The 25,496-nt window shown below is 45.8% G+C and carries 28 protein-coding genes, 1 tRNA gene and 1 riboswitch; of the genes, 21 read left to right on the forward strand and 8 right to left on the reverse strand.

The features are described 5' to 3' along the window. Positions 1-4: 4 nt before the first annotated feature. The 3 genes from MKY66_RS07155 to MKY66_RS07165 all read right to left on the reverse strand — a co-directional run bounded on the left by MKY66_RS07155 (position 5) and on the right by MKY66_RS07165 (position 1,839). On the reverse strand, positions 5-640 hold the full coding sequence (locus tag MKY66_RS07155; RefSeq protein WP_076209465.1) for a hypothetical protein: 636 nt from the start codon (positions 638-640) through the stop codon (positions 5-7). A gap of 27 nt (positions 641-667) precedes the next feature. Continuing rightward, on the reverse strand, positions 668-871 hold the full coding sequence (locus MKY66_RS07160; protein ID WP_017690011.1) for a hypothetical protein: 204 nt from the start codon (positions 869-871) through the stop codon (positions 668-670). A 266-nt stretch (positions 872-1,137) separates the two neighbouring features. After that, positions 1,138-1,839 carry an urease accessory UreF family protein gene (locus MKY66_RS07165; RefSeq protein ID WP_179088491.1) on the reverse strand — a complete coding sequence of 234 codons (702 nt, stop codon included), beginning with the start codon at positions 1,837-1,839 and terminating at the stop codon, positions 1,138-1,140. 443 nt (positions 1,840-2,282) lie between these two features. Between MKY66_RS07165 and MKY66_RS07170 the strand changes: the two genes are divergently transcribed. Beyond that, positions 2,283-2,365: transfer RNA gene (locus MKY66_RS07170), tRNA-Leu, on the forward strand. A 149-nt stretch (positions 2,366-2,514) separates the two neighbouring features. On the opposite strand, the gene MKY66_RS07175 is transcribed toward MKY66_RS07170, so the two are convergent. Further along, positions 2,515-2,994 (reverse strand): glutathione peroxidase, encoded by a 480-nt coding sequence (locus MKY66_RS07175; protein WP_076209463.1) that lies wholly within the window; start codon positions 2,992-2,994, stop codon positions 2,515-2,517. A 373-nt stretch (positions 2,995-3,367) separates the two neighbouring features. Further along, positions 3,368-3,542, forward strand: a riboswitch (cyclic di-AMP (ydaO/yuaA leader). A gap of 115 nt (positions 3,543-3,657) precedes the next feature. Between MKY66_RS07175 and MKY66_RS07180 the strand changes: the two genes are divergently transcribed. Together MKY66_RS07180 and MKY66_RS07185 are read left to right on the forward strand one after the other, a co-directional pair. Then, positions 3,658-4,056, forward strand: coding sequence for a hypothetical protein (locus MKY66_RS07180; protein WP_235193755.1), 399 nt, complete (start codon positions 3,658-3,660; stop codon positions 4,054-4,056). 127 nt (positions 4,057-4,183) lie between these two features. Then, positions 4,184-4,867: an HAD family hydrolase gene (locus MKY66_RS07185; RefSeq protein ID WP_076209462.1), complete on the forward strand. Its 684-nt coding sequence runs from the start codon at positions 4,184-4,186 to the stop codon at positions 4,865-4,867. A gap of 136 nt (positions 4,868-5,003) precedes the next feature. Here MKY66_RS07185 and MKY66_RS07190 read toward each other — a convergent pair whose 3' ends face one another. After that, a complete protein-coding gene (locus MKY66_RS07190; RefSeq protein ID WP_076209548.1) occupies positions 5,004-6,299 on the reverse strand; it encodes an Nramp family divalent metal transporter in 1,296 nt (431 codons plus the stop codon). 400 nt (positions 6,300-6,699) lie between these two features. Here MKY66_RS07190 and MKY66_RS07195 point away from each other — a divergent pair, with 400 nt between their 5' ends. The 16 genes from MKY66_RS07195 (at position 6,700) to MKY66_RS07270 (ending at position 20,914) form a co-directional block, all read left to right on the forward strand. Next, positions 6,700-7,119, forward strand: coding sequence for an organic hydroperoxide resistance protein (locus MKY66_RS07195; protein WP_036610819.1), 420 nt, complete (start codon positions 6,700-6,702; stop codon positions 7,117-7,119). Positions 7,120-7,327: 208 nt separating this feature from the next. After that, a complete protein-coding gene (locus MKY66_RS07200) occupies positions 7,328-7,573 on the forward strand; it encodes a zinc ribbon domain-containing protein (protein WP_036610816.1) in 246 nt (81 codons plus the stop codon). A 99-nt stretch (positions 7,574-7,672) separates the two neighbouring features. Further along, positions 7,673-7,951 carry a hypothetical protein gene (locus MKY66_RS07205; RefSeq protein WP_036610814.1) on the forward strand — a complete coding sequence of 93 codons (279 nt, stop codon included), beginning with the start codon at positions 7,673-7,675 and terminating at the stop codon, positions 7,949-7,951. A gap of 187 nt (positions 7,952-8,138) precedes the next feature. Further along, positions 8,139-8,561, forward strand: coding sequence for a thiol-disulfide oxidoreductase DCC family protein (locus MKY66_RS07210; RefSeq protein WP_076209461.1), 423 nt, complete (start codon positions 8,139-8,141; stop codon positions 8,559-8,561). A 67-nt stretch (positions 8,562-8,628) separates the two neighbouring features. Then, complete coding sequence (locus MKY66_RS07215) at positions 8,629-9,492, forward strand: DUF6612 family protein (protein WP_076209460.1); 864 nt, start codon at positions 8,629-8,631, stop codon at positions 9,490-9,492. A gap of 144 nt (positions 9,493-9,636) precedes the next feature. Then, complete coding sequence (locus MKY66_RS07220) at positions 9,637-10,020, forward strand: VOC family protein (RefSeq protein WP_047842030.1); 384 nt, start codon at positions 9,637-9,639, stop codon at positions 10,018-10,020. Between the two features lie 161 nt (positions 10,021-10,181). Continuing rightward, positions 10,182-11,399 (forward strand): hypothetical protein, encoded by a 1,218-nt coding sequence (locus tag MKY66_RS07225; RefSeq protein WP_076209459.1) that lies wholly within the window; start codon positions 10,182-10,184, stop codon positions 11,397-11,399. Continuing rightward, positions 11,396-12,700 (forward strand): ATPase, T2SS/T4P/T4SS family, encoded by a 1,305-nt coding sequence (locus MKY66_RS07230; protein WP_076209458.1) that lies wholly within the window; start codon positions 11,396-11,398, stop codon positions 12,698-12,700. Before MKY66_RS07225 ends, MKY66_RS07230 begins: the two co-directional genes overlap by 4 nt. A gap of 40 nt (positions 12,701-12,740) precedes the next feature. Next, positions 12,741-13,484, forward strand: a complete 744-nt coding sequence (locus tag MKY66_RS07235; RefSeq protein WP_076209547.1) for a type II secretion system F family protein — start codon at positions 12,741-12,743, stop codon at positions 13,482-13,484. A gap of 12 nt (positions 13,485-13,496) precedes the next feature. Then, entirely contained in the window at positions 13,497-14,366 is an 870-nt protein-coding gene (locus tag MKY66_RS07240) for a type II secretion system F family protein (protein WP_076209457.1), read from the forward strand. An 11-nt stretch (positions 14,367-14,377) separates the two neighbouring features. After that, positions 14,378-14,569: a Flp1 family type IVb pilin gene (locus MKY66_RS07245; RefSeq protein ID WP_076209456.1), complete on the forward strand. Its 192-nt coding sequence runs from the start codon at positions 14,378-14,380 to the stop codon at positions 14,567-14,569. Continuing rightward, entirely contained in the window at positions 14,550-15,227 is a 678-nt protein-coding gene (locus tag MKY66_RS07250) for a TadE/TadG family type IV pilus assembly protein (protein WP_076209455.1), read from the forward strand. Before MKY66_RS07245 ends, MKY66_RS07250 begins: the two co-directional genes overlap by 20 nt. A 91-nt stretch (positions 15,228-15,318) precedes the next feature. Beyond that, positions 15,319-17,436, forward strand: coding sequence for a hypothetical protein (locus MKY66_RS07255; RefSeq protein ID WP_083656942.1), 2,118 nt, complete (start codon positions 15,319-15,321; stop codon positions 17,434-17,436). Further along, positions 17,433-18,497, forward strand: a complete 1,065-nt coding sequence (locus MKY66_RS07260) for a pilus assembly protein (protein WP_305956039.1) — start codon at positions 17,433-17,435, stop codon at positions 18,495-18,497. The genes MKY66_RS07255 and MKY66_RS07260 overlap by 4 nt, the downstream gene beginning before the upstream one ends. Positions 18,498-18,508: 11 nt before the next feature. Beyond that, positions 18,509-19,027, forward strand: coding sequence for an A24 family peptidase (locus MKY66_RS07265; RefSeq protein ID WP_076209454.1), 519 nt, complete (start codon positions 18,509-18,511; stop codon positions 19,025-19,027). Positions 19,028-19,141: 114 nt separating this feature from the next. Next, positions 19,142-20,914: a DUF6382 domain-containing protein gene (locus tag MKY66_RS07270; RefSeq protein ID WP_076209453.1), complete on the forward strand. Its 1,773-nt coding sequence runs from the start codon at positions 19,142-19,144 to the stop codon at positions 20,912-20,914. A gap of 12 nt (positions 20,915-20,926) precedes the next feature. On the opposite strand, the gene MKY66_RS07275 is transcribed toward MKY66_RS07270, so the two are convergent. Continuing rightward, positions 20,927-21,838, reverse strand: a complete 912-nt coding sequence (locus MKY66_RS07275; RefSeq protein ID WP_076209452.1) for a TIGR01777 family oxidoreductase — start codon at positions 21,836-21,838, stop codon at positions 20,927-20,929. Between the two features lie 159 nt (positions 21,839-21,997). Next, positions 21,998-22,465, reverse strand: coding sequence for a DUF2621 domain-containing protein (locus MKY66_RS07280; protein ID WP_076209451.1), 468 nt, complete (start codon positions 22,463-22,465; stop codon positions 21,998-22,000). A gap of 170 nt (positions 22,466-22,635) precedes the next feature. On the opposite strand from MKY66_RS07280, the gene MKY66_RS07285 reads away from it, so the two are divergent. Both MKY66_RS07285 and purU read left to right on the forward strand, forming a co-directional pair. Continuing rightward, a complete protein-coding gene (locus tag MKY66_RS07285; protein WP_076209450.1) occupies positions 22,636-23,742 on the forward strand; it encodes a deoxyribonuclease IV in 1,107 nt (368 codons plus the stop codon). A 42-nt stretch (positions 23,743-23,784) separates the two neighbouring features. Then, positions 23,785-24,678, forward strand: coding sequence for a formyltetrahydrofolate deformylase (purU, locus tag MKY66_RS07290; RefSeq protein WP_076209449.1), 894 nt, complete (start codon positions 23,785-23,787; stop codon positions 24,676-24,678). 74 nt (positions 24,679-24,752) lie between these two features. Here the strand turns inward: purU and MKY66_RS07295 are convergent, their stop codons facing one another. Then, complete coding sequence (locus MKY66_RS07295) at positions 24,753-25,232, reverse strand: hypothetical protein (protein ID WP_076209448.1); 480 nt, start codon at positions 25,230-25,232, stop codon at positions 24,753-24,755. Positions 25,233-25,496 lie beyond the last annotated feature (264 nt).

Raw genomic sequence — 25,496 nt, forward strand, 5'->3', positions numbered from 1 at the left:
GGTTTCAGGAACGCTTGTCCAGGATATTCGAGTATTTCGGATATAACCGCCGGATGCATTCTGGACAGATGTCGTGGGTAAATTCGGCATGGGTATGCTTCTCCAGATAACTCTCAACGGAGTTCCAATGTTCCTCTTCGTCCTTGATTTGTTTGCAGACGGCGCAAATAGGCAGCAGTCCGCGCAATGTACGCACTTCAGACAATGCCTTCTTCAATTGGTGTTCTGTCTTTCTTTGTTCGGTAATATCCATGTGCGCAATTAAAGTGAGATCGGTATCCAGAATTGAATTCGCATAAGATAGAGGGGTGAGTTCTACACGAAACCACCTCTTTTCGTTGTATACAGTATACACGCAGATGTCATATGTATGATTTCGATTAAAGGGTATTCCGCGTTCTTTCAAATTCTGTGCGACAAGTGCCATGTTAGCGTTTTTGCTTCGTTTTGCCCAGGCTTCCGTCAGATGCAGGTAATGTCTATAACTACTGTGTGTATCCGGGTTTGGTGAGCATTGACCGAGTCCCTGTTGCCAGGCACGGTTACAACTTTGGATAATCCAATTGTGATCAACGATGATGAGCTGGTGACGTATGGACTGGAACGACAGCCTCTCCAGATCGGATGTAACATGTCTCATGGATGAGACCCTCCTTTGGCAGAAATCTTATCTCAGTTCATCTGGAATATCCAAAATATCAGCGACCAGGTGCCTGAATCGGGTTGCTTTGCGTGTGCCGTGAATAAGATTGGATAAACGATAGGGTGGGATGCCATGCTGTTCACAAAAGGTCTTCTGGTCCACTTGAAGTTCGGTTAGCCGTCGTTTGATGGCCCATCCGAACGGAGTAACTGGTTTCTTCTTGTTCAAAAGGGTTCACCCCTGGTTAGAATGTAGTATTCAGCCGCCCTTTCTTCATGTAGAATATATAGAAATGCGAGCTGTATGTTTCATTATATACGTAAATTCGTCATCTAACAATTAAAAAAGACGGAAAAAAGTGTATTTTGTGATGATAAATGGCGTAAATACGTAAATGAAACAAATAAAATGACAAAAAACACGTCGGCAAGGAGGTTGCCGCGTGTTTTTTAGTTTGTTTGAATGAAGGGGAGCAGGTATGAGGAGGAAGAGGATTAGGCCCTGTAGGCATGAAGTCCAGCTCCGAGCATATGGAAACTGGGGAAAAACGATTTCATGGACATCGAGGTTGGCTGTGCCAGTCCATCCGCAGCCGAGGCGCTGACGGTCTTCCATTCATTCTCCAGATCTGTGGCCAGGCGGACCATCAGATCCTTGGTTGTATCATTGTTCAGGGGAATGACTTTGGAGGCTTCGGTTATGCAGGCATTCATGGCTGAATGCAGGTAACCAAGGACCGCCTCCTCGACCGGGATGTCGAGGTGGTGGTTAATCCAGGCGTGAACAGTCGAGAGGCAACCAACCGAATCGTATTTGGCAAAGATCTGTTCGAGCTGGCTGAATTCAATCCAGGGGTGCAGAGCGCGTGCAAGTCTGATTAATCGTTTACCCATCGCGGCAGCTTGTTTTCTGAGATCTCCAGGGGTTCGCTGAACATGGACGAGCTTGTCGATCAGAGCTATCCGCCATGTATCCTTGTGATCTGCTGCGGTATAGATGCCTTTAATGGCCATACCTTCAAGACGAACAATGCTGGGATGCAACTGACAACGCATGAATGATTCGAGATCTTCAGCATTACGAATGGTACCCTCCCTGATGTGGATATCCATGCCGAAGGAATGGGTGAACCCTCCGACCTGAATAGAGGAATCAAGCAGTTTGACATAATCGAGCAGCTTATTCCCACGGTTCACAATCATTCGCCTCCTGTGTTCGTTAAATGTCACTTAAAGTGACATTTGTATTCCTTTTTGTTTGCTTTGTGTTTGGAAATCCGAATTATATGATAGTTATCATCCCATAAATGTCCGCTTTTTGTCAATAGTATCCGTGAATATTAATGGATTAAATCTATAATTTAATATTGTGTTATTTTATATAACTTATTGTGTTATTTATATGGCGAAGTGCAGGGTGGACTATATATAAGGAAGGACTATATATAAATGAATCAACAAGATCGGCTCTTACCGAAAAAGAGGGGATTAAATCTAATCATATGCAGTTCATGGGTAAAGATGACGAGATTATGCGATTTTTGATGAAAATACCTAGCTGAAAAAGAAGTATTAAATAATACTTTACTTTTGGTTCTGAACCCGGTATAATCAATTCTGTTGCCGATTATTTACGACATGCGGTCGTGGTGGAATGGCAGACACGCTATCTTGAGGGGGTAGTGGGCGTATGCCCGTGGAGGTTCGAGTCCTCTCGACCGCATCATATGAACGATTAAAAAGAAGCTTTCCATTAATGGAAAGCTTCTTTTTTTGTCTTTTTGAACAGTTTGACATCAAAGTTGAGAAAAAAAAGGCCATCCATTACCGGGGAAATGGTGCTCTACCTTCCGGCTACGGGTGGCCAATGTATTATTTTTGCAGCAAGTTTTTGATATCTTCTTCAATCTTGTCAGGTGTTGTTTTGGGAGCATAACGTTTGATTACCTGTCCGTTCTGATCCACAAGGAATTTGGTGAAATTCCATTTGATTGCTTTGGAGCCGAGCAGGCCAGGAGCTTCTGTGCTAAGGTGTTGGAAAAGAGGGTGAGCGCTTGAGCCGTTCACATCAATTTTCTCAAACATAGGGAAGCTTACGCCATAATTCATCTGACAGAACTCGGCAATATCGTCGGAAGATCCTTTTTCCTGTGCAAACTGGTTGCTTGGGAAACCAAGAACTTCAAATGGAGCATCTTGAAACTTGTCTTGCAGTTCTTGCAGTCCTTTGAATTGAGGGGTAAGGCCGCATGAGCTTGCCGTATTCACGATCAGTAACACTTTGTCACGGTAGTTGGACATTTCAACTTCTTGACCGCGAAGGGTATTCACTTTGTAATCGTAGACTGTCATCTAAATCGCCTCCATTTATTTACTCTTATATCTTCTATTATATTGGTTACAATTAAATATTGCAAAACTAATATGGTGTTAAAAGAATCAAAACAGGCAAGTTGTGCAGAATACGTGAATGAATTGGGATGTGATTATCGTTAGAGTGAGAATTAGATAGCCTTGAAGAGATAGATAGAGTATAACTTTGTTGTAAGCGTTATTATGGATGGGAATTGGCAAAAATCTGCCGATTCGGTGATCTGGGCGGACTTTACACCGACATGGCACGGGTGTATGATTCATTACGTAATTTCAATTTAAACTAAAATTGTACTTGAAAAACGAAACAAACGATAATATCGCTCGATCTTATCCTTAAGATATACGAACGATGTTTTAATCGCTGAGTTTCCATTCATTGATGAATGGGAAACGGGGGAACCAACGGAATGTGCTGTCCAGGACAGTGGCATTCATGGGGTGAATTTTCCGGTGACAGCCGGAAATAGGGCGACTCTCGCGCCCGAATCCGTCAGCTAACCTCGTAAGCGTTAAAGGGAGAGGCAACAAGCCGTACGCTGGTTCATGGTGTTTTCGCCATGGATTATTTAAGAAGCGTTCGGGAGGCCTTGGTCCCCCACGCTTCTTTTTTGTTGTCTTTTCACACCAAGGGAGGAACGAATGATGGATACTGAGATGATCTTAGTGACTGCTCCAAATGAAGCAGGACGCAAATTTATTAAATTGCTGATGTATAAAAAAATGCCGTTTGCCGTTCTAACCAACAGTGCAGGGGAAGAGCGCAGACTCCGTAGAATCGGAGTAGAACATGTCATTCGCATGAACACGGCTGCAGCTCAAAAATGGTTTTTGCCGCAGGGCAGCGTAGGCAACGTGTTTATTTTCGAGAACAGCCTGAATCTGACCTGTCGTTATTTACAGATCTGCCGTTCATGGACATCGAAATCCCTGTGCGTGATTACGGAGCAGAGTCATCCTAAGGGCATCTATCGGGGCATGGGCGCAGACCGGATTGTATATTCGCTCAATGGGGAAGTTGGCTTTCTCCTCAATGGTTAATGCCATAGCTTGTGATTGCTCAGGTGTAAGGTGCCTGTTATAATTGAATGTATCGATAAACGGAAGTTTGAGGAGACTCATGCATGATGGTGAGTCTTCTTTGTTATGCTTACAAGGAGGAATTGGCGTGCCGGATGTAGGTGGATTGAAATGGTTGTTTTTTGATGTTGGAGATACGCTGGTGGATGAATGGGAGCCGGTTGATGATATTATCGGACAGTTCGTCCGCGAAGCCTGTGCATTGGGGTATCCGGTGAAGATTGAGGCGGTACGCGAACTGTTCGCGAACTGTTACCAGAAATATGAGCAATGGCCTATGAGAGTGGCGATTCGCACATTCGTTGAAGACGAGGGACACCAGAAACAGATTCAGGACAAGCTGAAGTTTCAAAAAGATCTTGAACGTCCTTTTCCTTCAGCGGATTCTGTTCTTCAGCAGCTGTCACGGCATTATCACATTGGCATTATTGCCAATCAGAGTCCTGGAACGGAAGAGAGACTGGAGAGTTACGGCTTGCGGAAGTATGTTGATGTTCTGGCCTGCTCGGCTGAAGAAGGAGTGTCCAAGCCAGACCCTGAGTTATACGCTGTAGCCTTGAAGCAGGCCGGTTGTGAACCGGAGGAAGCCGTCATGATCGGCGATCGGATCGATAACGACATTATACCTGCACGGAAGCTGGGCATGCGTACGATTCGAATTATGCAGGGTTACGGAAGATTCCAACCAGATCTATCGGATGACCAACGTGCGGATTGGACTGTTGATTCATTGGATCAACTCCTGCCGTTACTGATACCAAATCAGGTTTAGATGATTGTTTATTGGAGTTTGAGTTTTACTATAAAAGGAAACACCTTGCTGTATTGCAACAATAAAGGCTGATTAACCTGGGTATAGAATACCGGAGTTGATCAGCCTTTTTAGTATTTAGTCGATAAGAACGAGATTAGAATAACCGAATCGTCTGAATGATCAGATATACATTCAACACAACGATAACAGCTGCAATGAACCATGAGATGATTTTGAGCCACAATTTGTTGGCGAATGCACCCATGCTTTTTTTATCACTCGTGAACATCACCAGGGGAATTACAGCAAAGGGCAATTGAAGAGACAGCACGACCTGGCTCAAAATGAGCAGTTCTTCTGTGCCGTGTTCTCCTGCAATCGCTGTGACAATTACCGCTGGGATGATGGCGATCAGACGTGTGACCAGTCTGCGCAGCCAAGCCGGAATTCGAATGTTCAGGAAACCTTCCATAACGATCTGCCCAGCGAGTGTACCTGTAAGGGTAGAGTTCTGACCTGATGCTAACAGCGCCACACCGAACAAGATACTTGCAACCGTAGTACCTAATAGAGGTGTCAGCAGATGATAGGCATCAGCGATCTCAGCAACCTGCGTCATACCAGCACTGTGAAATACAGCTGCAGATACAATCAGGATGGCTGCATTGATGAACAGGGCCAGTGTCAGCGCGATTGTAGAATCCATGGTCGAGTACCGAATGGCTTCTTTTTTGCCCTGTGGGGTCTGTTCGATCTGACGGGTCTGCACAATGGAAGAATGCAGGTACAGATTATGCGGCATCACGGTTGCTCCGATAATACCAATAGCGATATAGAGCATGGCCGGGTTTTGCAGAATCTCAACATTTGGTACAAAACCATGGAGAACACCGCCCATATCCGGTTTCGCCAGAAACAGATCAATCCCGAAGCAGAGGGCTATGGTTGCCATCAGCACAATGACAAGTGTTTCCAGAGCGCGGAAACCTTTGTTTTGCAGTACAAGAATCAGGAGTACATCAACTGCGGTGATGATAACGCCGTATAACATGGGGATGTTAAATAACAGCTTTAACGCGATGGCAGAACCTATGACCTCAGCCAGATCGGTAGCTGCAATGGCGAGTTCACACAGAATCCATAACATTATGACAACAGGCATGCTGAATCGTTCACGACAGGCTTGAGCCAGATCCCGTCCAGTGACGATGCCAAGCTTGCCAGCCAGCGACTGAAGGACAACGGCCATCAGGTTCGATAACAGGATAACCGATAACAAGGTATACCCGAACTGCGAGCCGCCTGCGATATCTGTCGCCCAGTTCCCGGGGTCCATGTAACCTACGGCAACGAGGTATCCTGGGCCTACAAAGGCGAGGAATTTCTTCCACCATGCAGCATTCTGCGGAACTTTCATGGAACTATGTGCTTCTCCAAGGGAAGGGGCCATGCCCGCAGTAGACAATGATTCTCTTGAAGGAGCGTTGAACGGATTTTTTTTACTCATACGATAATCACCTGACTTTGAATGATTGATTTGGAGATATTGATGCGGTACAAACCGCTCATGATATATATAAATTTTTATGTTTATTGTTACATTGTACTCCTTCAATTATTTTTGTCTAGTGCAACTTTTATGTATCAGCACAAAATTTCGGTTGTAGCTTGAATATACCCCTTCGTATATTACCCAACCTTAGGGAAAATACAGCCATGGCATTGAAATGCATGAAAATAATAAAGTTGTAAAAGCTGATAAAGATACAAAATTGCGTTTCAAAATGAGCCAGAAGTTTAAATTGAAAGGAAGGCAGTAAAAAACTATATGGATAAGGGAGAGATTCTTAATGGAAGCTTTATATACAGCAGTAGCGACAGTTAAAGGTGGACGTACAGGTTCTGTGACTTCTTCGGATGGCGTGCTTAAGCATGATCTGAAAATGCCAAAAGAGCTTGGAGGTTCCGGTGGTGAGGGTACTAACCCTGAGCAGCTTTTTGCCGCTGGATATGGAGCATGTTATGAAAGTGCCCTTGCCAATGTAGCACGCAAAGCAGGTGTGAAATTGGAGGATGTGGTCGTTACAAGTAACGTATCCATTGGTAAAGACCCTGCGGATGACGGTTTCCAGCTGTCTGTTCGTCTGGACGTGAGTATGCCTGGTGTGGATCACAGTCAAGCAGAGGAACTGGCCCGCAAGGCGCATGATTTCTGTCCATATTCCAAAGCAACACGCGGCAACATTGATGTTGTTTTAAACGTAGTCTAAGATTTGACTCCCGGCAAGTAAAGGGAACATATAGAGCAGGGTATCTCAGATACCTTGTTCGACTACAAAGCCCTGCTGGCAATCGGCAGGGTTTTGTGTTGATTATCATATAAGGACATGATGCAGGAGATTAGATGCCAGATCGCGTACTATTTTACATAATTGCACTCCCACTTCATGCTACACATTCCATAAAGGGGGAACAAAGATGAGTATTGAAGAGATGATCGAGCGGAGATTTGTGTGTACAAAATGCAGGGGTACAGATTGTAACATTAAGGAAGTTTCCATGTCAGGAGCAGGCCTGAGCAAGATGTTTGATATACAGCATAATCACTACTTGTTCGTGGCGTGTGCTTCCTGCGGGTATGTTGAAGTATTTGATCCGGATGTCTTGAAAGGGAAAAAACAGGGACAGGTAGGGACGATTCTGGATATTCTGTTTGGCGGGTAGACATGCGCGAGTTGACATTGATCTGAATTTTCTTTAATATAACTTAGTACTGAGTAGTGTCATTGCATGAACCAAATTTGAATTAAACAGGTGATATCCATGTCTTATAGACCGCGTATTGCAGATTTAGAATTAGCTTATGGTAACAAGGAAGACGGATTGTATGAATTCAAAATGAATTTGGTAGACGGTACAAAATGCCGTGTATTCTACACCCGTTCCCCGGAATGGAAGATGACCAATATCAGCCGTCTGCAGAAAACGCCTTGTCCAGTATGTCGCAAAGATTTCATTTGCAAATGTATGGACCAGTGGGCAAGTGACCTGCATCAACAGATGATCGATGACCAATGGATGGAAAAGGCAGTTACGGAGTAATTGTCGGACAGATACGAGCGTGGGCACAGTGCCTGCGCTCTTTTTCTTTTATTTCCCATTAATGCGTGTTCAAAAAGAGCGGTTTTCAGTCTTTTTGAACAACCTCCAGAAATAAATTTAGAATTAGTGAACAAGAAGGCCCAGATTGGGTAAGTTACTCTAACCGCAACAATAGGAGGCAGCCAATATGACAGCAAATCAAACAGATGTGCATCAGGGACATCCGATCGTACTGGTGGATGGTGTCTGTCACTTCTGCCAGGGCTTAACCAAATGGATTATCAAGCGTGACCCGGAAGGGAAATATCATTTTGCATCGCTCCAATCGGATGTAGCCAAGGAACTGCTGGCGAAGGGCAATTTGTCGACAGACAGCATGGACACCTTTGTTCTGATTGAAAATGGAAAATACTATACACGTTCAACCGCCGCACTGCGATTGGCCAAAGGTTTGAAGTTTCCTTATCCGTTGTTATATGTGTTCATTATTGTGCCGAGATTTATTCGTAATGCAGTCTATAACTGGGTTGCTCGCAACCGTTATCGCTGGTTTGGCAAGGATGAAGCGTGTATGTTGCCTACACCGGAGATCAAAGATCGATTTTTGTGAGTGTGATTAATAACGGGAATAATTGGGTAATGACTACAGATCATATCTATTTTGGGAGGAAAACAACTTGAAGAAGTGGACTACATTATTTATCGGGGCATTATTAGCAGTGAGCTTGGCAGCATGCGGTAACGATACAGATAATACGGCAACGCCGCCAGCGACTAACAACGAAACATCTAACGAGGGCAATACACCTGCGGAGCAGGAAACAAAGGTCCCAACCCTGGACGAATTGATTACCAAAACCAATGCAGCAACCAAAGAAATGAAAAGCTTCACAACTGAAGCAAACATTGATCAGAATCTAAAACTGGATGCTGGTGAACAGTCCCAGGATCAACAGGTTAAAACATCGCTCAAGATGGATATTATCAAAGATCCAATGATGATCTATCAAGAGATGAAAATGGAAATGTCGGGACAGGAAGCTCAGAACGTGAAGCAGTATATCACTTCGGATAAAATCTACTCTCAAGTTGGGGATCAATGGGTTGCGATTCCTGAAGCTCAAACCAAGGAACTGATTGAGCAGATGAAGGCAAGCATGAATCCGGAAGGTGAATTGGAGCAATTCAAAAAGATTGAAGAAGATACTGAAGTGACCGAAGAAGGCGACAATTATGTGATTAATGCAGACGTATCCGGTGATAATGTGAAGGAACTGGCGAAAGCCGTGATGGAGCAGAACGGATCGGATGCCCAGATGCAAGCCATGCTTGATCAGATGAATATCACCAGCATGAAGATGAAATACATGATCAACAAAGAAACCTATCTGCCTGCAAGTACGGACGTAACCATGGTCATGGAGATGGAACAGAATGGACAGAAAATGACGATGGACATGAAGATGAACAGTACATTTTCTAACCAGGATCAAGTGGAAGAGATCAAGATTCCACAAGAAGCATTGGATAGCGCTAAATAAAACAGGCACCTCTGAACTAGATCTGTGCGAGCCGAGAGGTTTACCGGATTAGAATCAGGGGTGTTTTTCTGTTTAGCGGAGATTATGGTCAGGGTTCAAGGTATTATAGTATAGTCATATTGAAGTAGAGAGGGGAGATAAAAGATGATTGAATATGCACACATCCACCATGTTAGTCTGGCTGTACGTGATCTGGAAATCGCGAAGAAGTTCTACTCGGGGTTACTAGGCATGCAGGAGATTGAACGTCCAGCCTTCCGCTCCACGGGTACATGGTACGCTATCGGCAGCCAGCAGCTTCATCTGTTACAGCACCCGGAGGGTCACACGTTACGCGAAGCTGGTATTGATACTACAGACGGTCACTTTGCGATCTGGGTCACCAGTTATTCAGGGACTATAGCCTGGCTGGAGCAGCAGGGAATTGAGTATGAAGCGAGACCTGACAGTGTGGCTGGATTCGCACAGATTTTTGTACTTGATCCAGACCGTAACATTATTGAGTTCGATTCACCGTATAACTCTTAAGGGAAAATGGGTTAGAACAAATCCCTTGCTCCCCCAGAAATTGTATGCTATATTATCCATACATTCATAGCACGTGACGGAAGCACCGTCCATATACTGCACATTCATGCGGTTATTGGACGGTGCTTTTTTGTGCTTTTTGACAGGGAGGGAAGGAGAAATTGATTGTACTGAAGGTTGTTCTGGTTTCAAAGGATAGAGATTACATTAGCGCCTGGCTTGATTATGTACAGGGAAATTCGTCTGGTCTTCATGTGCGTTTCACGGCATTCTCCCAAGGGGATTCGTTCAAGGATCACATGAAAGAGCAAGAAGGTCGAGAATTACCGGATCTGGTTATTGCAGAACCGGAGTTTCTGAATGACTGGCTGAATAACGGGGGAGAAGGTTCAGGTGTACCTTGGCTAATGCTTAGTGAAGGGATGGAAGAGGTGGATGAGGCCAAGCGGCTGATGAAATATCAACCCTTGCCTGCTTTGCTGGATGCTGTGATGCATGCTTGCCGGCAGCCACGCCGTAAGAAGGTTCACCATCCGGGGCAAGAGACTCTCTCCATCGGTGTAGTATCCGCTTCAGGTGGAAGTGGCAAAACGGCAGTGGCCCTGCATATGGCGAAGCAATTGGGACTTGCAGGATATGCTGTTCTCTATCTGAATCTGGAGACGCTGGACAGTACGCTCCCGTTTCTGGAAAAGGGACTCACTAGAAGTGGGCAGCGTCACCCGGATGCGGAGACGGGATTGTCCCGCCTGTTATACGATCTGAAGGTGGGCAGAAAGGAATCCGGTAAGCAGTTACAGGTGCAATCGAAGGGCATAGATGGATATGTGGTCCGGCATGAAGCACTGAAATCCGATGTGTTCTGGCCATTATCGAATCGGAAAGAACTGTTGCAAATGACTCGTGAGGATACGTCGAATCTGCTTCGTTATTTAACGGAATGTGGACAATATGACGTGTTAATTCTGGATGGGGATTCCGGTTGGGATGGGCGCAGTGAAGGGGTGCTGGATGCAGCAGATGCATTTGTCTGGCTGGTTGAGGATGATATATCTGCCATGCATCGATGGGGACAATGGTTACAGCATGCTGAGCGTACGAAGCCAGACCTGTACGAAAGTATGCTCGAGCGTTCACGCTTTGTGGTTAACAAATATCGGAATAATGTCGTCAATGCACTTCCACGGCCTGATCTGCATCTGGATGCAGTGTTGCCCTATATCCCTTCTTGGAAGCAACTCAGTCAGGAGGAAGTCATGCTTAGTTCTCCGATCTTCCAACGTGAAGTGAAGAGATTATGTGCCTTGCTGGTACAAGATGGCGAAGAAGAATTGAAGCAGACGGGACGAATTCAGAAGCAGGATCGGTGGGCACTATGACGGATTCATCCAATAGAATACTGGATCGGGAAGAACAGTTTCAGATCATGCGCAGGGAAGTCAGGGCTGGCCTCGATCTAACCTCTTCCGCAGGAGATGATGAACTATGGCAGGGAATAGAACGCAAAGTTCTCACCGACCCCAAGCTGGATGATCTGACCTCAGGAGAGCGTCATACGCTGGTACAGCGATTGTTTGATTCCTTTCGTGGATTGGATATTTTGCAACCGCTTGTAGATCATCCCGATATTACGGAAATTATGATCAATAGTCACAAGGAGATTTTTGTGGAGCAGGAAGGTGAAGTCAGCCAGATCACCCTTGAATTTGAGTCGAGGGAACGACTCGAGGATATTATCCAGATGATTGTGTCCGGGGTAAACCGGATTGTGAATGAGTCTTCTCCAATCGTAGATGCCCGTTTAAAGGATGGTTCGCGGGTTAATATCGTGTTGCCTCCTATTGCCTTGAAAGGCCCCACAATGACGATTCGTAAATTCCCCAGTGAACCGATGAAGATGTCCGATCTGATTGAAAAGGGAGCCCTGCATGAAGAAGCGGCAGAATTATTGCAGCAGTTGGTAAGGAGCAAATACAACATCTTCATTGGAGGTGGGACCGGATCGGGAAAAACGACCTTTCTGAACGCATTATCACAGTTCATCCCTGCCGATGAGCGGATTATTACCATTGAGGATTCGGCTGAGTTACAGATTGTCACGGTACCCAATCTGGTATCACTGGAAACGCGGAATGCAAACACTGAAGGCAAGGGACAGATATCTATTCGGGATCTGATCAAATCTTCCTTACGGATGCGTCCAAACCGGATTGTGATTGGGGAAGTCAGGGGCGCAGAAGCGCTGGATATGTTACAGGCCATGAACACTGGCCACGATGGATCATTGTCTACAGGGCACGCAAACACGATTTCCGACATGATCAGCAGACTTGAAACGATGGTGCTCAGCGGTGCGGATCTTCCGATTGTGGTTGTACGGCAGCAGATTAGTTCAGCAATCGATATTTTTGTACATCTGTCCCGGCTACGAGATCGTTCACGGCGGGTGACTGAGATTAGTGAAGTGATTGGCATGCAGGACGGTGAGGTTATGCTGAATCCACTGTTTCGTTTCCAGGAACAAGAAGAGTGTGAAGGCAAAATTATTGGCGGGTTAGTGCAGGTTGGAAAGTTGAATCAGGTGGATAAAATTCAGATGGCTGGGCTTGGGGAATGGCTAGATGAATACATAGAACAATATAGTGTTGAAACAGATTCATCAGATAACAACGTGAATTAAAGACATTGGAAGGTGATTACTGTTGGGTGAAGCCAGACAGATGTTGACGGATTACACCGTATATACGCTTTCCCGGAGACAACGAATGGTCTGTATGCTGATTAGTGGTCTGCTGTTTTTTGGCATCGGAATTCTGTTCTACCATCACTGGTTGGCTGGAGCGATCCTGGCTGCGGGTTGCATATGGGTGCCAAAACATTGGACTAAAGTGCTGTTGGAACGAAAAAGAATGACACTCAGTTTACATTTTAAGCAAGCATTATATGCATTATCTTCGGCACTGGCCGCAGGAAAATCGGTGGAAAATGGATTCAAGGAATCCGTGGAGGATCTGCGGATGTTGAACCCGGAAGCCGATACTGACCTGATTCGTGAGTTCACGATCTTGCGGACACGGATGGAGTATGGACAACCAATCGAAGAGGCACTACAGGATTTTTCGGATCGGGCGCAGATTGAAGATATTACGAACTTTGCAGATGTGTTCATTACGTGCAAACGAACTGGCGGGGATCTGGTTGAGGTTGTGCGTCGTACCTCTGCGGTGATTGGTGAGAAGTTGGACATTCAGCAGGATATTATGGTCGCGGTATCGCAGAAAAAGTTCGAATCAAAGGTGATGTTTGCCGCTCCATTTATTTTTCTGATATTCCTCAATCTGACCGCCAAGGACTTTATGGAGCCGTTATATAGCGGGATGGGGTACCTCATCTCTAGTGGAGCATTGGTAGTACTCGCCTGCTGTTATCTGTGGATTAATCGCATTATGGATATCAAAGTATAAGGAGCTGAAACGATGCTGCTTCCCGTTATAGTCGCAGGGATGCTCGGAGCGGGATGGCTGGTGCTGGATCGAACCCGGGGGCAGACCTACCGGCATCTGCGCAAGCTGGATATGGAAGGATTACGACTGAAAAAATTGCATGGTCCCTTCCTGTTTATATTGGACAAGTTCGAGATTGGACGCAGATTGCCAGTGCTCATGTTTCGAATGCAACATGCCATTCAGAAAATGTACGGCATACAGCACAGCGGAGAGAAAACGATGCTGTATTGCGCTGAAATGTTGACTTATACATGGCTCATGCTGCTGGTGGGCTGCCTGTTATCACTCGTTGGAGATATGGGCATCGGAGGTATGGTGGGTGGGCTCGCGCTCGGTGCAGCGTTGCCTTTTGCGCTCTACAAAGACCTCAATACAAAGGTGCAGCGAAGAGACCAGGATATTCTTATGGAACTGCCTGAGCTGCTGAACCGAATTGTACTGCTGGTTGGCGCAGGGGAGACCGTGCAACGTGCTATCGTTCACTGTGTCACAAGCCAGGGGGAACGGGATCATCCGCTGTACAACGAACTCAGAAAGACGGTGGGAGATTGGAATAATGGTTACTCGTTTCAACAATCATTTGAACAGTTCAGTCGCCGCTGCGGTGTACAGGAAGTGACGATTTTTACGACAACAGTGCTACTGAATTTCCGGCGTGGGGGAGGTGACTTTGTATTGGCGCTGCGGGATCTGTCACATGTGTTGTGGGAGAAACGCAAGGCTGTCAGTCGGGCGAAGGGAGAACAGGCTTCTTCCAAACTGGTGTTTCCGATGGTACTGATCTTTTTTACGATTGTGGTCATGATCGGGGCACCTGCTTTTATGATGATGAATATGTAGGAGGAATTGGGATGATGGAAGTATTGAAGAACAAGGTAAATGTATTTTGGGAGGAAGAGGACGGACTCGGCACGTTGGAGCTGATTCTGATTATCGGGGTTATTATCATTATTGCTTTGATTTTTAAAGACCAAATAACGGCACTAATCAAGTCTCTTCTTAGCAAAGTGGATACAAAAAGTAATGAATTTTTCCCGGGTTAACAGGCTGAAGAAGGAAGAAGGGAGCTTCACCGTTGAAGCCTCCCTGATCTTCCCTGTCGTGCTGTTTATTCTTGTGTTGTTGCTCTTCTTTACCATGTACATGTATCAAAAGACATTCTTGAATCAACATGCTTATGCAGCTTCCGAACGTGCAGCCTATAGCTGGGAAAACAGCCACAAACAGGCGATGACGGGTGAATTTGTCGCTGGAGAACATGACAATCTGTACTGGAGACTGATGGACGATCGTATGCTTGGAGCGCTGTTTGGCTGGGCGGGAGCGGATAATCAGGTTAGCGTTTCTATACCTGCTGGTGAAGGCGGAAATCTCTCGGAACAGAAATTATCACAAGCGGTGCAACATATGCCCTCAGCTATGAAAGGAACGATTGAGTATCAGAATTCTCTGATTCAGCGGAAAATAACAACCAAGCTGGAACAAGTAATTTCTTTGCCTCTTCCTTCTTTTTTGTTCGATTCAGGTAACCGTGTCCTCACTCAAGGATCGTCCGCAGTTGTTGAACCGGTTGAATTCATTCGAACGGTAGATCTGGTCCGTTATTACGCAGCCAAGTTTAAAGGCAAAGGCGGTGCGGCGACCAGTACAGCGGCAGAAGCCGGACAGGTTGTGCAGCATTTTGGCAAAAGCAAAAAGTGAGAAAAGGAGGAGGGCGGAGCTGTTTAGAAAAAAAGACGGTGAGTCGGGAGCCGTAACCCTTTTTTTAATATTAATATTGGCCGGAGTTTATATGTTTGTCGCAATATTTATTGATTACGCTCGTATAGTGGCATTCAAGGTGCAGACCGAACGCATGACTCATGCTGCGATGAGATCCGTCATGTCAGCCTATGACACATCACTCCGGGAGTATGGTTTATTCGGGTATGGGGACAGCAGTGGGGATGCAATTATGGCTAAAGTGTTGAATGATAGCGTAAAGCCTTCAGCTGTAAAAGATGGATTTCCCATTCTGGATATCCAGTGGGATACAACTTCGCTGAGCATGGAGCGTGAACTGGGCAGATACGATATATTTAATCGCCAGATTCAGGAGGATATGAAGTATCGGGCTCCGGTTGATTTTACCCTTGAAGTGATCAATCGGTTCAAACCGATATCAGACGAGATGAAGGAAGCTGCACACACGGTAGACTTGCTGAAAAAATTACAGAAGTTATATGACAAACGTGAAGAATTACTGGATGAAGCCATTGCTAATCAGACGGAATCCGCGGAGAAACTGAAGAATCTTCCGAAGTTGATCATGGACCCGCCTTCACCGGCCATCTATGAAGAGATGCTGGAAGATACACCAGAGACAGCTGCCGAGGCAGCTGCACGTTATGCAGATTATCTGAACAAGAAACAGGCGGATGAGGGACTGCCGTTCAGAGAGCAACAATACATATTGGAACTGGCTCGTTATCGGACTGGTGTTGGTAATGTGGTGACAGGCATCAGCATGATCATACAGCCCGCGTTACAGGCCCATCAAACGAAGCTGGAGGAAGCGCAGTCCAAAATCGAAGAAGCACGCAAGATTAATGAGGAAATGAAACGTGTGATCGCGGAGGGGGAGAACCGTTCGCAGAATGCGAGCTATGACAACGTTGGCAACTCGAATTTGCCTGGGACGAGTCCTGCATCTACTGGATCAGGCACTGAAGCTAAAAGTACACGTTCTCTTGCTTCGGAGCTTGTGAGGGCAGATAGCCTATTTGATCAATTGAAGGCGCGGGTTGTTTCACAGAATTCGGACTTTTCTAACGTCAGAAGAGACAACATGGAATTGAATAATCAGCTTCGCAGCGTTACGGCCATGAGCGGTGTTCCGATTAAACCGGCGGTCAGACAGGCAAGTCAGGTTACGGAACGATATATGGACACCTATGTACGTAGCGGTCCTGCCAATCTCATCCTCCAAAGTAAGCAGCAGCTGGAGAGTGGTCGTGGGTCGGATGCCCAGCGCAAAGCAAATGACAAAGAATCCAAAGGGAAATTGAAGGAAGTCAAACGAATCTTGTCGCAGATTAAGAATGGAAGTTCGGGTTCCATGGACGCTTTCAAACAGTTGGAGGAATATTACAACGCTAATATTTCTTTTAATGAGGCTAGTCGTGAGGAAGCCCAAAAGACAGAGATTGCGGGTGACCCCTACGACTCTGGTGGCGATGCCATGAAGGGAATGGATAGTTTGTTTGGCGGGATGTCCGATCTGCTGGACAGTCTTGGCGACGAATTATTTCAGAATGAATATGCTTTAGCCTATTTCAATTCCATGGATTTTGGTCAGTTATTTACCTGGACTGAAGGTGATGGAGATGCTGGTGATGTTTTCAAACTGGAGAATCAGGAACTGGAGTATATCGTCTACGGGTTTCATAATCCTTCGGGTAATATCGCTGCGGCATATGCGGAGATATTTGGGATGCGGCTGGCAATTCGGACGGCAGAAGGGTTAATTGAGCACAGCAAGCTTGGGAATCCACTTCTGGTATTATCGGCGGCAATCTTATATGGGATTACAAACGCCATCACGGATATGGTGAAACTAGCAAAAGAGGGCAGTGTGGAATTGTCCAAGTATATCAAAGTCAAACTGACGTACAGGGACCATCTCCGATTGTTCCTATTGATGCATAGCAACAATGAACGCAAAATGTCCAGAATGCTGGCGCTAATTCGATTGAATACTGGTGTGAATCCAGATGAGAAACAGACGTATGCTTCGGGTAACATGCGTAGTAGCATCGAGTTGTGGTTTTTACCAGGGGTGGTTAGAAGCATAGGTGCAGTTATGGGTAGTGCGGACCAAGTTGAAGATGGACGATTTTTCATTGAGCGGAAGGCGGATTATTCCTATTGAATGATCAGGATCGTTTCGGTGGAGGGATTATGGATAAGCAGCAACATTATGAAAAAGAAAGCGCACAAAAGCAGATTCGTTTAACACGAATAATCAGATTGCAGCGTTTGAAGTCTCTCAAAAAGCAGATATGTTCTCCAAAAAAGGAACAGGGTAGCATGGTTCTGGAAGCTTCACTGGTGTTACCTGTCTTTCTATTCTTTATCATGTTTCTCATCTTCATAGTGCAAATGACTCTAATCTCCACAGCGTTACAGAGCACGGCGGGTGAAGCGGTGAAGCAATTGTCAACGAAAATATATCCCGTTTCGCTTGCATTCACACCTTCTGATTCTGCCGGCGGAGAAGGTTCAGGAGGGGGCTGGAAGATACCAGAGTTATCACTGACGGAATGGGCAGAAGGTTATGCTTCTTCTCTACCCGAGCCTTTAAGTGATTGGGTACGTTCAGCGGCGGCCAGTGGTGAACAGCCACTACAGGAGATCAAAACATCCGTCTTGGAAACCGTACTTGATCCCACGGTAAAACCGCTGCTTCAGCCTTTTATCGAGCCAACGCTGCTTAATATGGAACGTGTTCATGTGAATGGTATTTCGATACCTGATCTCAAAAACAAAACAAATCCATATTTCCGACTTGAACTGAGTTATGAATTGCCTATAAAAGTCCCCTTTCTCAGTAAACCGCTTCGGATTCAGGCTGCTGCGGCAGAACGGGTATGGATTGGAGATACCGGAGAAGGATCAGATGGCAGCGCAGGGGACGGGGATACTGCGGGTTCAGCAACGGTACTGTCGAAGCCTGCCCCGGCATACATAGGCAACAATGCAACGATTAAGGTGAAGGTAGAACCAGGAGCGACAGCCAACTTAACGATATTTTACAAGTCAGGTGAAAGTTCTGCGAAGCACATTGGCTGGGCCACCGCAGATGAGAATGGAATTATTGAATGGACCTGGTTTGTTGGTACTCGGACAACAGAAGGAACATGGAGTTTTGTTGTCGAGACAGGGGACGGTGCCAAGACGGAGACTACGTTTAACGTGGCCTCCAGAAAATAAGTGAGGAGATGATGGAGGTGGAGTGGTTTTATATTGCCTGTTGCATATACGTTATTGCAGCTTTTATTACAGATATTCGTTCCATGAAAATTCCAAATCGATTGACTTTACCCGTGACTGTTGCTGGCGTATTGGCCCATATCATATGGGGAGGTTGGGATGGTTTCTTGTTCTCAGCCGCTGGATTTGCAGCAGGTTTTGGCATTTTGTTTCTGATGTATGCGATTGGAGCCGTAGGGGCAGGAGATGTGAAATTGTTTGGTGGGATTGGCGCATGGACGGGACTTGCTTTTGGCATTCATGTCATTATTTACTCCGTTTTGTACGCGGGCGCAATTGGTCTAGTGATACTTCTATTCCGAAAGGACTCAGCGAAACGGATTCGAGGCATGGCAGGCAATCTTGCGGGGTTCTTCATGCTTGGTTCCCTCAAGCTGGTGAACAAGGAGAAGACATTGAAGTTTCCGTTTATGCTGGCGGTGTTACCTGGATTTATCACGGTGCTTGTCTCGGGACTTTTCCCTTTATAAAAGGGAATCAAGAAAATCTGGGGATAACAGTGATCGGAAGGTTGTTCTGTCATCGAAGTTCCCAGTGTAACTTTCTTTAGTTGACCTAAATAACAATGGAAAGAGAGGATTGGCATGTATGGATTAACGAGAGATTTTATTCGTAACGGCGGAGCGTTCATGGTTTTGGAGAAAGCAGAAGGGTTACGAATCGAGGAATTGAGCCGGGTACAGATGGGGATGTTGTCCTCCAATCAGATTCCGCGACTTCTTCCTGTTCATATTCGGGAAGTCGATCGAAATGTAACTTTGCAGTACGACATATCAGGGTACAAGATGTTATCCCAGATGTTAAAGTCAAGCAAAATCAAGTTACGTGTTCTGTATGGTTTGTTGTTCCAACTAGCTGATGCCTTCACGGAATGCCGGCAATACATGCTGGAACCTCGTAAATTATTGATTCAGGAGGAGTACTTGTTCATTAATGGTTCATTTGAACAGGGTGAACTTGGGATGGTATATGTACCAATCATGGATACGGTTGAAGTTGATCCAACGCCTCAGCAATTCCGTGAGCTGGTGATCAGGCTGATGGCACATGTACAGGAACTGCAGGGAGAAGGCATTCAGCGTGTTTTGCAGTTATGTGACAACGAACGCTGGGATATCAGGCAGTTGCGAGAGCTTCTGCTGGAATTATACGCTGATGAGCAAGAGAATGGAGGAGGCGCAGCATTTCTCTCGTCCAGAACTTCGGAAACACCCAATGATTCTAGAGGTGATCTTCATTCGTCGATTTCTGAGCGAGATAGCAGGCTAGCCACTGGTACTTCTCGGCCATATCAATCCGGTGCTCACGTTCAAAATGCTCCTGTGGGGCCGCAACTAAATTTCCGTCAGCCGCAGAAAACGAGTGAATCTGAGGTGGAAGACATTCCGGTGAGATCTCGAACCTTTCCAGGCAGGCGCTCACCTGAGCAATCTTCATTAGAGAGTTCAAATAGTATGGATAAGAGAGGAAGTAACCCGTATGATTCGCTAGAGCGTGTTGATATGGAAGTGGAGGAGAAGCCCGGATTTTCCAAAGTAACCTATATCATATTGGGCTGTATGGTTGCCATGGCATTGGTATGGAGATTTATTTACATGGAGCAACCGGGACAGACGCAGATGATCCTGTGCATGGTACTAAGCCTTGGCTTGTTTGGTATAGCAGGATGGACGTGGAAACGTAAGGGAAGCCCTCATAATGATTCAGAAAATAAGCGGTCTTTTTCATTCAATTTAGGTAAGAACAAAGGCAAGCAAATGGAAGCTGAAGAGGAACAATTTCAGGAAAGTTGGCGCTGGAATACAGCTGATAGGAAAGAGGAACGCATAAACCAAATGGTTGCATCCGCCTCAGAAGGTGGTAGCGAGCATTCCCGTTATCAAAATTTGCATATGACATCTGAACACTCCGAATCACCGTTCGTTCAGCGCCATGTGGAAACGGTAGCTTCAACTTCAGAGCTAATTCGACAGGATGCAGTTGCAGAAGCAACCGTGAATTTGCAGAATCTGAGTGGAGGTAATGTTACAGGGGCAGGCCCGGTGATGGCGTCTTATTATCTTGAACGAAGCTCGGGAAGCAGTGACCAACATGAACGGATGGATGTGCAAGGAGCATCTTTTGTCATCGGAAGATCAGCAGACATGGTTCAGTGGGTGGACACAGCGACCGGCGTGTCCCGTGCTCATGTGGAATTGAGCCGGAACAAATCGGGCTATGTGATTAAGGATCTGGGTTCCGTCAATGGCACCATTCTTCAGGGCAATATTCTTGCTCCGTATAAGGAGTATCCATTGGCGGATGGAGACACATTTACACTTGCGGAATCAGTCTACACTTATCGGTCGGTTGGATAAGACATAGTTCAATCAGTCAGATAAGCCGCGATGCTTCAGATCTTCCAGTGCCTGGGTTAAGGTAGGGAAAGTGAATTGGAATCCGTGGTCGAGAGCTTTTTGCGGAATGACTCTCTGCCCCTGAAGCACGACAACGGATAGTTCGCCGACCAAGGTTTTAATCAGGAAGCTGGGTACGGGAAACCAGTGAGGGCGATGATACACTTTACCGACCGTACGACCGAATTCATCATTGGTGACAGGGTTCGGTGAGGAAGCATTGACCGGACCTGACACTTGTTTATTTTGAATGCTAAAGTCAATCAGCCTTACGATATCCATAATGTGAATCCAGCTGGTCCATTGCTTGCCACTGCCGATCTTGCCGCCAACACCGAGCATGTAAGGGAGTTTCATCAATGGAAAGGCTCCTTTTTTATGGCCAAGTACCAGGCTAACCCTGATTTTGACGAGTCTGACATGCTTGATGGCATCTGCAGCTATTTCCCATTGTTCTGAGACCCGGGATGGGAAATTCATTGACTTTTGCGGACTACTCTCGTCAAAGGTTTCGTTAGGGGAGGTTCCATAGATGGCCATGGCAGAAGCCTGAACGACCACTTCCGGCTTTTGTTCCAGAGACTCCACCAATCGGGCTACCCGCGCTACGGTCGTGACTCTGGATTCAACAATTTCCAGCTTCGCCTTGGTTGTCCAACGTTGATTCAGCGTTTCTCCGGCAAGGTTAACGAGAGCGTCCATACCTTCCAGCAAGTGAGGTTGTTCTTCGACTTGTTCCCACGATATATATGTAAGATTTTTACTAGGATTATGCAAGTCAGGCAGTTTTCGTGTAATAACTTTCACATGGTGCCCGGCTTGCAGCCAGTAATCTACAAGTGCTCCTCCCACAAATCCGGTACCTCCACAAATGGCAATTTTCATATCAAACATCCTCTCTGTATTTTCACTGCGCTAATATATACCGTTGGATCGACAAACAGCCCCGTACGGTAAGCAATGCCTGTTGGGAACAACTTACCTGACGGAGCATATCTGTATCTAATTAACCAAATCTATATGCCACTTAACTCATCTTTTATTTTATTTAATCAAATGTTGATAAGGGGAATAATCGATTTTGTTTTTCTCCAAAAATTTTACCAAAAACTTATTATCCCGCTTCGGTGTGGCAATAATGTATCCTTTGATGCAATGATCTCTCGATACTTCCGTGGCATTGTCTTCGACTGCAATCTTACCGATCTCTGCAGCAATGGAATGTTTGGCGATGTCACGAAATGGCCCGGGCACAGGCTCCACTAGTTGATCCAAAAAAGCTTTGGCTTCATCTGTCCATAAGTGACGGCTGGTTTCAACCCAATAATTCTGCCAATCCAGTTTGGACTTTCCGTCCGCTTTTGGTAGCACTTTCAAAAACTTGCGCATCATAAAAAATCCACCGATACACATGCTGCCAAGCAATAAAAAAGTCCAGAATGCGATCGTATTCATAAACCAATTGCTGGGGGAACTGCTGGTCAGTATCATCGCGTAGGAGTCGAAAATCATTGCGGAGTCACCTCGGTTCATTGATTTTCACGGAAAGACGGATTCCGCCTACCCATGTTCCACATATTAGCTGTCAAAAATAGCCTCTATCCCGAATTATAGCGCATTTCTAGATTTATTTCGATAATCGCGTTAGAATAAGGGATAATTCAGAATAAGGGGGATCAATAATGCTGAAAATCGGCTCCCACGTGTCCTTTTCGGACAAGGGATTATTGAGTGCAACGAAGGAAGCGTCCTCGTACGGTTCCAGTTCGTTTATGATATATACGGGTGCACCACAGAATACACGTCGCAAGCCAATTGAGTCCATGTATATTGAAGAAGGCAAGGTTGCCATGCAAGAGGGTGGAATGGAAGATATCGTTGTCCATGCACCGTACATTGTTAATCTTGGCTCATACAAAGATAATACGTTTAGACTGGCTGTAGATTTCCTTCAGGAAGAGATTCGTCGGACACATGCTATTGGTGTGAAAAACATCGTATTACATCCCGGCGCATTTACAGACAAAGATGCCCACTATGGGATCGGACGGATCGCAGAAGGGTTGAATGAAGTGCTGGAAGGTGTGAAAGAGACGGATGTAAACATCGCTCTGGAAACCATGGCTGGCAAAGGTACGGAAATGGGTCGCAGTTTCGAAGAAATCGCTCAGATTATTGAGAAAGTAACGTATAACGAGCGCCTGACTGTGTGTATGGATACATGCCACATTCATGATGCCGGATATGATATCGTTAATGATTTTGACGGTGTACTGGAACAATTCGATCGTACGGTAGGACTTGACCGCATTGCCGTAATGCATATTAATGATAGTAAGAATGCTGTGGGTGCGCACAAGGACCGTCATACACCAATTGGCTCTGGCTGGATCGGGTTTGAAGCGATTAACCGCATCGTTAACCATGAGAAGCTTCAAGGACGTCCATTTATTCTGGAGACACCTTGGATTGGCAAAGAGGCCAAGACACAGCGTCCAATGTATGAGGTGGAGATTGCCCTGCTTCGTGGGGATGTTGCCGGTCGATTCGGCCAGGATTTCCTAACAGAAGTAGAACAGTTGCAACACTTTTTCAAAGGTAAAGAGATTGAGTCTCGTTCGTATATTCTGGATGTGTGGACGTTGCTCAAAAATGATGCCAAAGCCAAAAAGGCAGATCCGCGCGAACCGCTGGAACGCCTCTATGACATGGTGACTGAAGCTGCACTATTCCCGCATTTGAATGAAGAACAACTGAATCATCGCTTGATTGCATGGCTTGCGGGTTAATCCCGCAGGTCATGGCTTAATTGAAGGAGGAAGAATAACCCGATGGAGATCCACGCTAAACAAGTACGCCCTGATTCTAAAAACCGCGCCGATCGTGCGCGCATGCTTATTTCCTGTCCGGATGGTCCAGGAATTGTAGCTGCCGTATCTCATTTCCTGCACCAGCATGGTGCAAACATTGTTCAGTCGGACCAGTATACCATGGACCCTGCTGGCGGCATGTTCTTTATGCGAATTGAGTTTGATCTTCCGCAATTGTTGGTCAATTTGCCGAAACTGGAAGCTGATTTTGAAGAAGTGGCAAGCCGTTTCCAAATGGAATGGACGTTATCTGCGGTTAGCCGCAAGAAGAAACTGGCTATCTTTGTATCCAAAGAAGATCACTGTCTGGTTGAATTATTGTGGCAATGGCAGGCAGGCGATCTGGATGCCGATATTGCTCTTGTGGTCAGCAACCATCTGGACATGAAAGACTATGTAGAATCATTCGGTATTCCATATCATCATATCCCAGTTACAGCAGATACGAAAAAAGAAGCGGAACAGCGCCAATTGGACGTCATCGGCAACGATGTGGATGTGATCATTTTGGCTCGTTACATGCAGATCATCTCTCCCATGTTCATTGAGCACTACCGTAATCGAATCATTAATATCCACCATTCGTTCCTGCCAGCCTTCGTGGGCGGTAAACCGTATGCGCAAGCGTACAACCGTGGTGTTAAAATTATCGGTGCGACAGCGCACTATGTTACGGAAGAACTGGATGGCGGACCAATTATCGAACAGGACGTGCAGCGTGTAAGCCACGGGGACGATGTAACCGAGCTGAAGCGTATTGGACGTACCATTGAGCGTGTTGTGCTCGCACGTGCCGTGAAATGGCATGTCGAAGACCGTGTTCTTGTTCACGAAAATAAAACCGTTGTATTTTAAGCTCACGCTTTAATACTGTGCAAGGTTGATTCGGAACCACGTAATAGACTAACAAAAAAGCGACCCCAATTCGTTTACGAAACGGGAGTCGCTTTTTTTGTTGTGTTGATATATTTTCCGCACAAGCCAAGCACAATACCAAATAGCAGATGTCCTGCAATCCAGTAGAGAATGGCGGACACATCGTACAGGTCTGGCACACGTGATGACATTTGAGAGAGTGGGATATAGAGCAGGGACGAGACTGCACCAAGTAAAATTCCTTTGATCATAGGGCGGCCTGAATGCCTTACCCACCACAGATAGAAGATACCGATGACAACGGACACGATGAGATGCAAAGCAAGTTCAATGAATTCGGGTAAGGTTGGCGGAAGACCAGGCACAAAATCAATATTCAGCAGCAGAGTATATACTTGTTCACCAGTGTTGGCCTGAATCAATTTGAGGAAAAATCCCAGGACAACTCCCGAGAGAATTCCCGTTAAAATACCGGATATCCAGGGTAATGATTGTTTTACGGATGGGGATGGGTGAGCAGCAGGATCTGGCATGATCGAGACCTCCTATGATTGACGCGTGTACATCTGAAAAAAGTAAACCACAGCCCAACTTTCGAATCCATATTAAGGAACATTATATGTGAATTGAGGATGAATATCTAAAAAATGCATGGTTTTCAGGTTAAAGGTTATACTTCATGCGATGGATTTGCGAGGCTCCTTAAGTCTGCTTTTGGAATTTAGTACCTTGTACAGTACGATTTTTGCTTGATAGGCCAAGGAATATTCATCACAAACAACCAATTTTTCACGAAC

The sequence above is a fragment of the Paenibacillus sp. FSL R5-0766 genome (assembly GCF_037971845.1).
Lineage (GTDB): Bacteria > Bacillota > Bacilli > Paenibacillales > Paenibacillaceae > Paenibacillus.

Bases quoted from the DNA above. Each gene is read 5' to 3' on its own strand.
- MKY66_RS07155 (WP_076209465.1), bottom strand. From the start codon at position 640: ATGAGACATGTTACATCCGATCTGGAGAGGCTGTCGTTCCAGTCCATA.
- MKY66_RS07175 (WP_076209463.1), bottom strand. From the start codon at position 2,994: ATGACAGTCTACGATTACAAAGTGAATACCCTTCGCGGTCAAGAAGTT.
- MKY66_RS07180 (WP_235193755.1), top strand. From the start codon at position 3,658: ATGATGGATACTGAGATGATCTTAGTGACTGCTCCAAATGAAGCAGGA.
- MKY66_RS07190 (WP_076209548.1), bottom strand. From the start codon at position 6,299: ATGGCCCCTTCCCTTGGAGAAGCACATAGTTCCATGAAAGTTCCGCAG.
- MKY66_RS07195 (WP_036610819.1), top strand. From the start codon at position 6,700: ATGGAAGCTTTATATACAGCAGTAGCGACAGTTAAAGGTGGACGTACA.
- MKY66_RS07200 (WP_036610816.1), top strand. From the start codon at position 7,328: ATGAGTATTGAAGAGATGATCGAGCGGAGATTTGTGTGTACAAAATGC.
- MKY66_RS07205 (WP_036610814.1), top strand. From the start codon at position 7,673: ATGTCTTATAGACCGCGTATTGCAGATTTAGAATTAGCTTATGGTAAC.
- MKY66_RS07210 (WP_076209461.1), top strand. From the start codon at position 8,139: ATGACAGCAAATCAAACAGATGTGCATCAGGGACATCCGATCGTACTG.
- MKY66_RS07220 (WP_047842030.1), top strand. From the start codon at position 9,637: ATGATTGAATATGCACACATCCACCATGTTAGTCTGGCTGTACGTGAT.
- MKY66_RS07230 (WP_076209458.1), top strand. From the start codon at position 11,396: ATGACGGATTCATCCAATAGAATACTGGATCGGGAAGAACAGTTTCAG.
- MKY66_RS07235 (WP_076209547.1), top strand. From the start codon at position 12,741: ATGTTGACGGATTACACCGTATATACGCTTTCCCGGAGACAACGAATG.
- MKY66_RS07240 (WP_076209457.1), top strand. From the start codon at position 13,497: ATGCTGCTTCCCGTTATAGTCGCAGGGATGCTCGGAGCGGGATGGCTG.
- MKY66_RS07245 (WP_076209456.1), top strand. From the start codon at position 14,378: ATGATGGAAGTATTGAAGAACAAGGTAAATGTATTTTGGGAGGAAGAG.
- MKY66_RS07250 (WP_076209455.1), top strand. From the start codon at position 14,550: ATGAATTTTTCCCGGGTTAACAGGCTGAAGAAGGAAGAAGGGAGCTTC.
- MKY66_RS07255 (WP_083656942.1), top strand. From the start codon at position 15,319: ATGTTTGTCGCAATATTTATTGATTACGCTCGTATAGTGGCATTCAAG.
- MKY66_RS07265 (WP_076209454.1), top strand. From the start codon at position 18,509: ATGGAGGTGGAGTGGTTTTATATTGCCTGTTGCATATACGTTATTGCA.
- MKY66_RS07270 (WP_076209453.1), top strand. From the start codon at position 19,142: ATGTATGGATTAACGAGAGATTTTATTCGTAACGGCGGAGCGTTCATG.
- MKY66_RS07275 (WP_076209452.1), bottom strand. From the start codon at position 21,838: ATGAAAATTGCCATTTGTGGAGGTACCGGATTTGTGGGAGGAGCACTT.
- MKY66_RS07280 (WP_076209451.1), bottom strand. From the start codon at position 22,465: ATGATTTTCGACTCCTACGCGATGATACTGACCAGCAGTTCCCCCAGC.
- MKY66_RS07285 (WP_076209450.1), top strand. From the start codon at position 22,636: ATGCTGAAAATCGGCTCCCACGTGTCCTTTTCGGACAAGGGATTATTG.
- purU (WP_076209449.1), top strand. From the start codon at position 23,785: ATGGAGATCCACGCTAAACAAGTACGCCCTGATTCTAAAAACCGCGCC.
- MKY66_RS07295 (WP_076209448.1), bottom strand. From the start codon at position 25,232: ATGCCAGATCCTGCTGCTCACCCATCCCCATCCGTAAAACAATCATTA.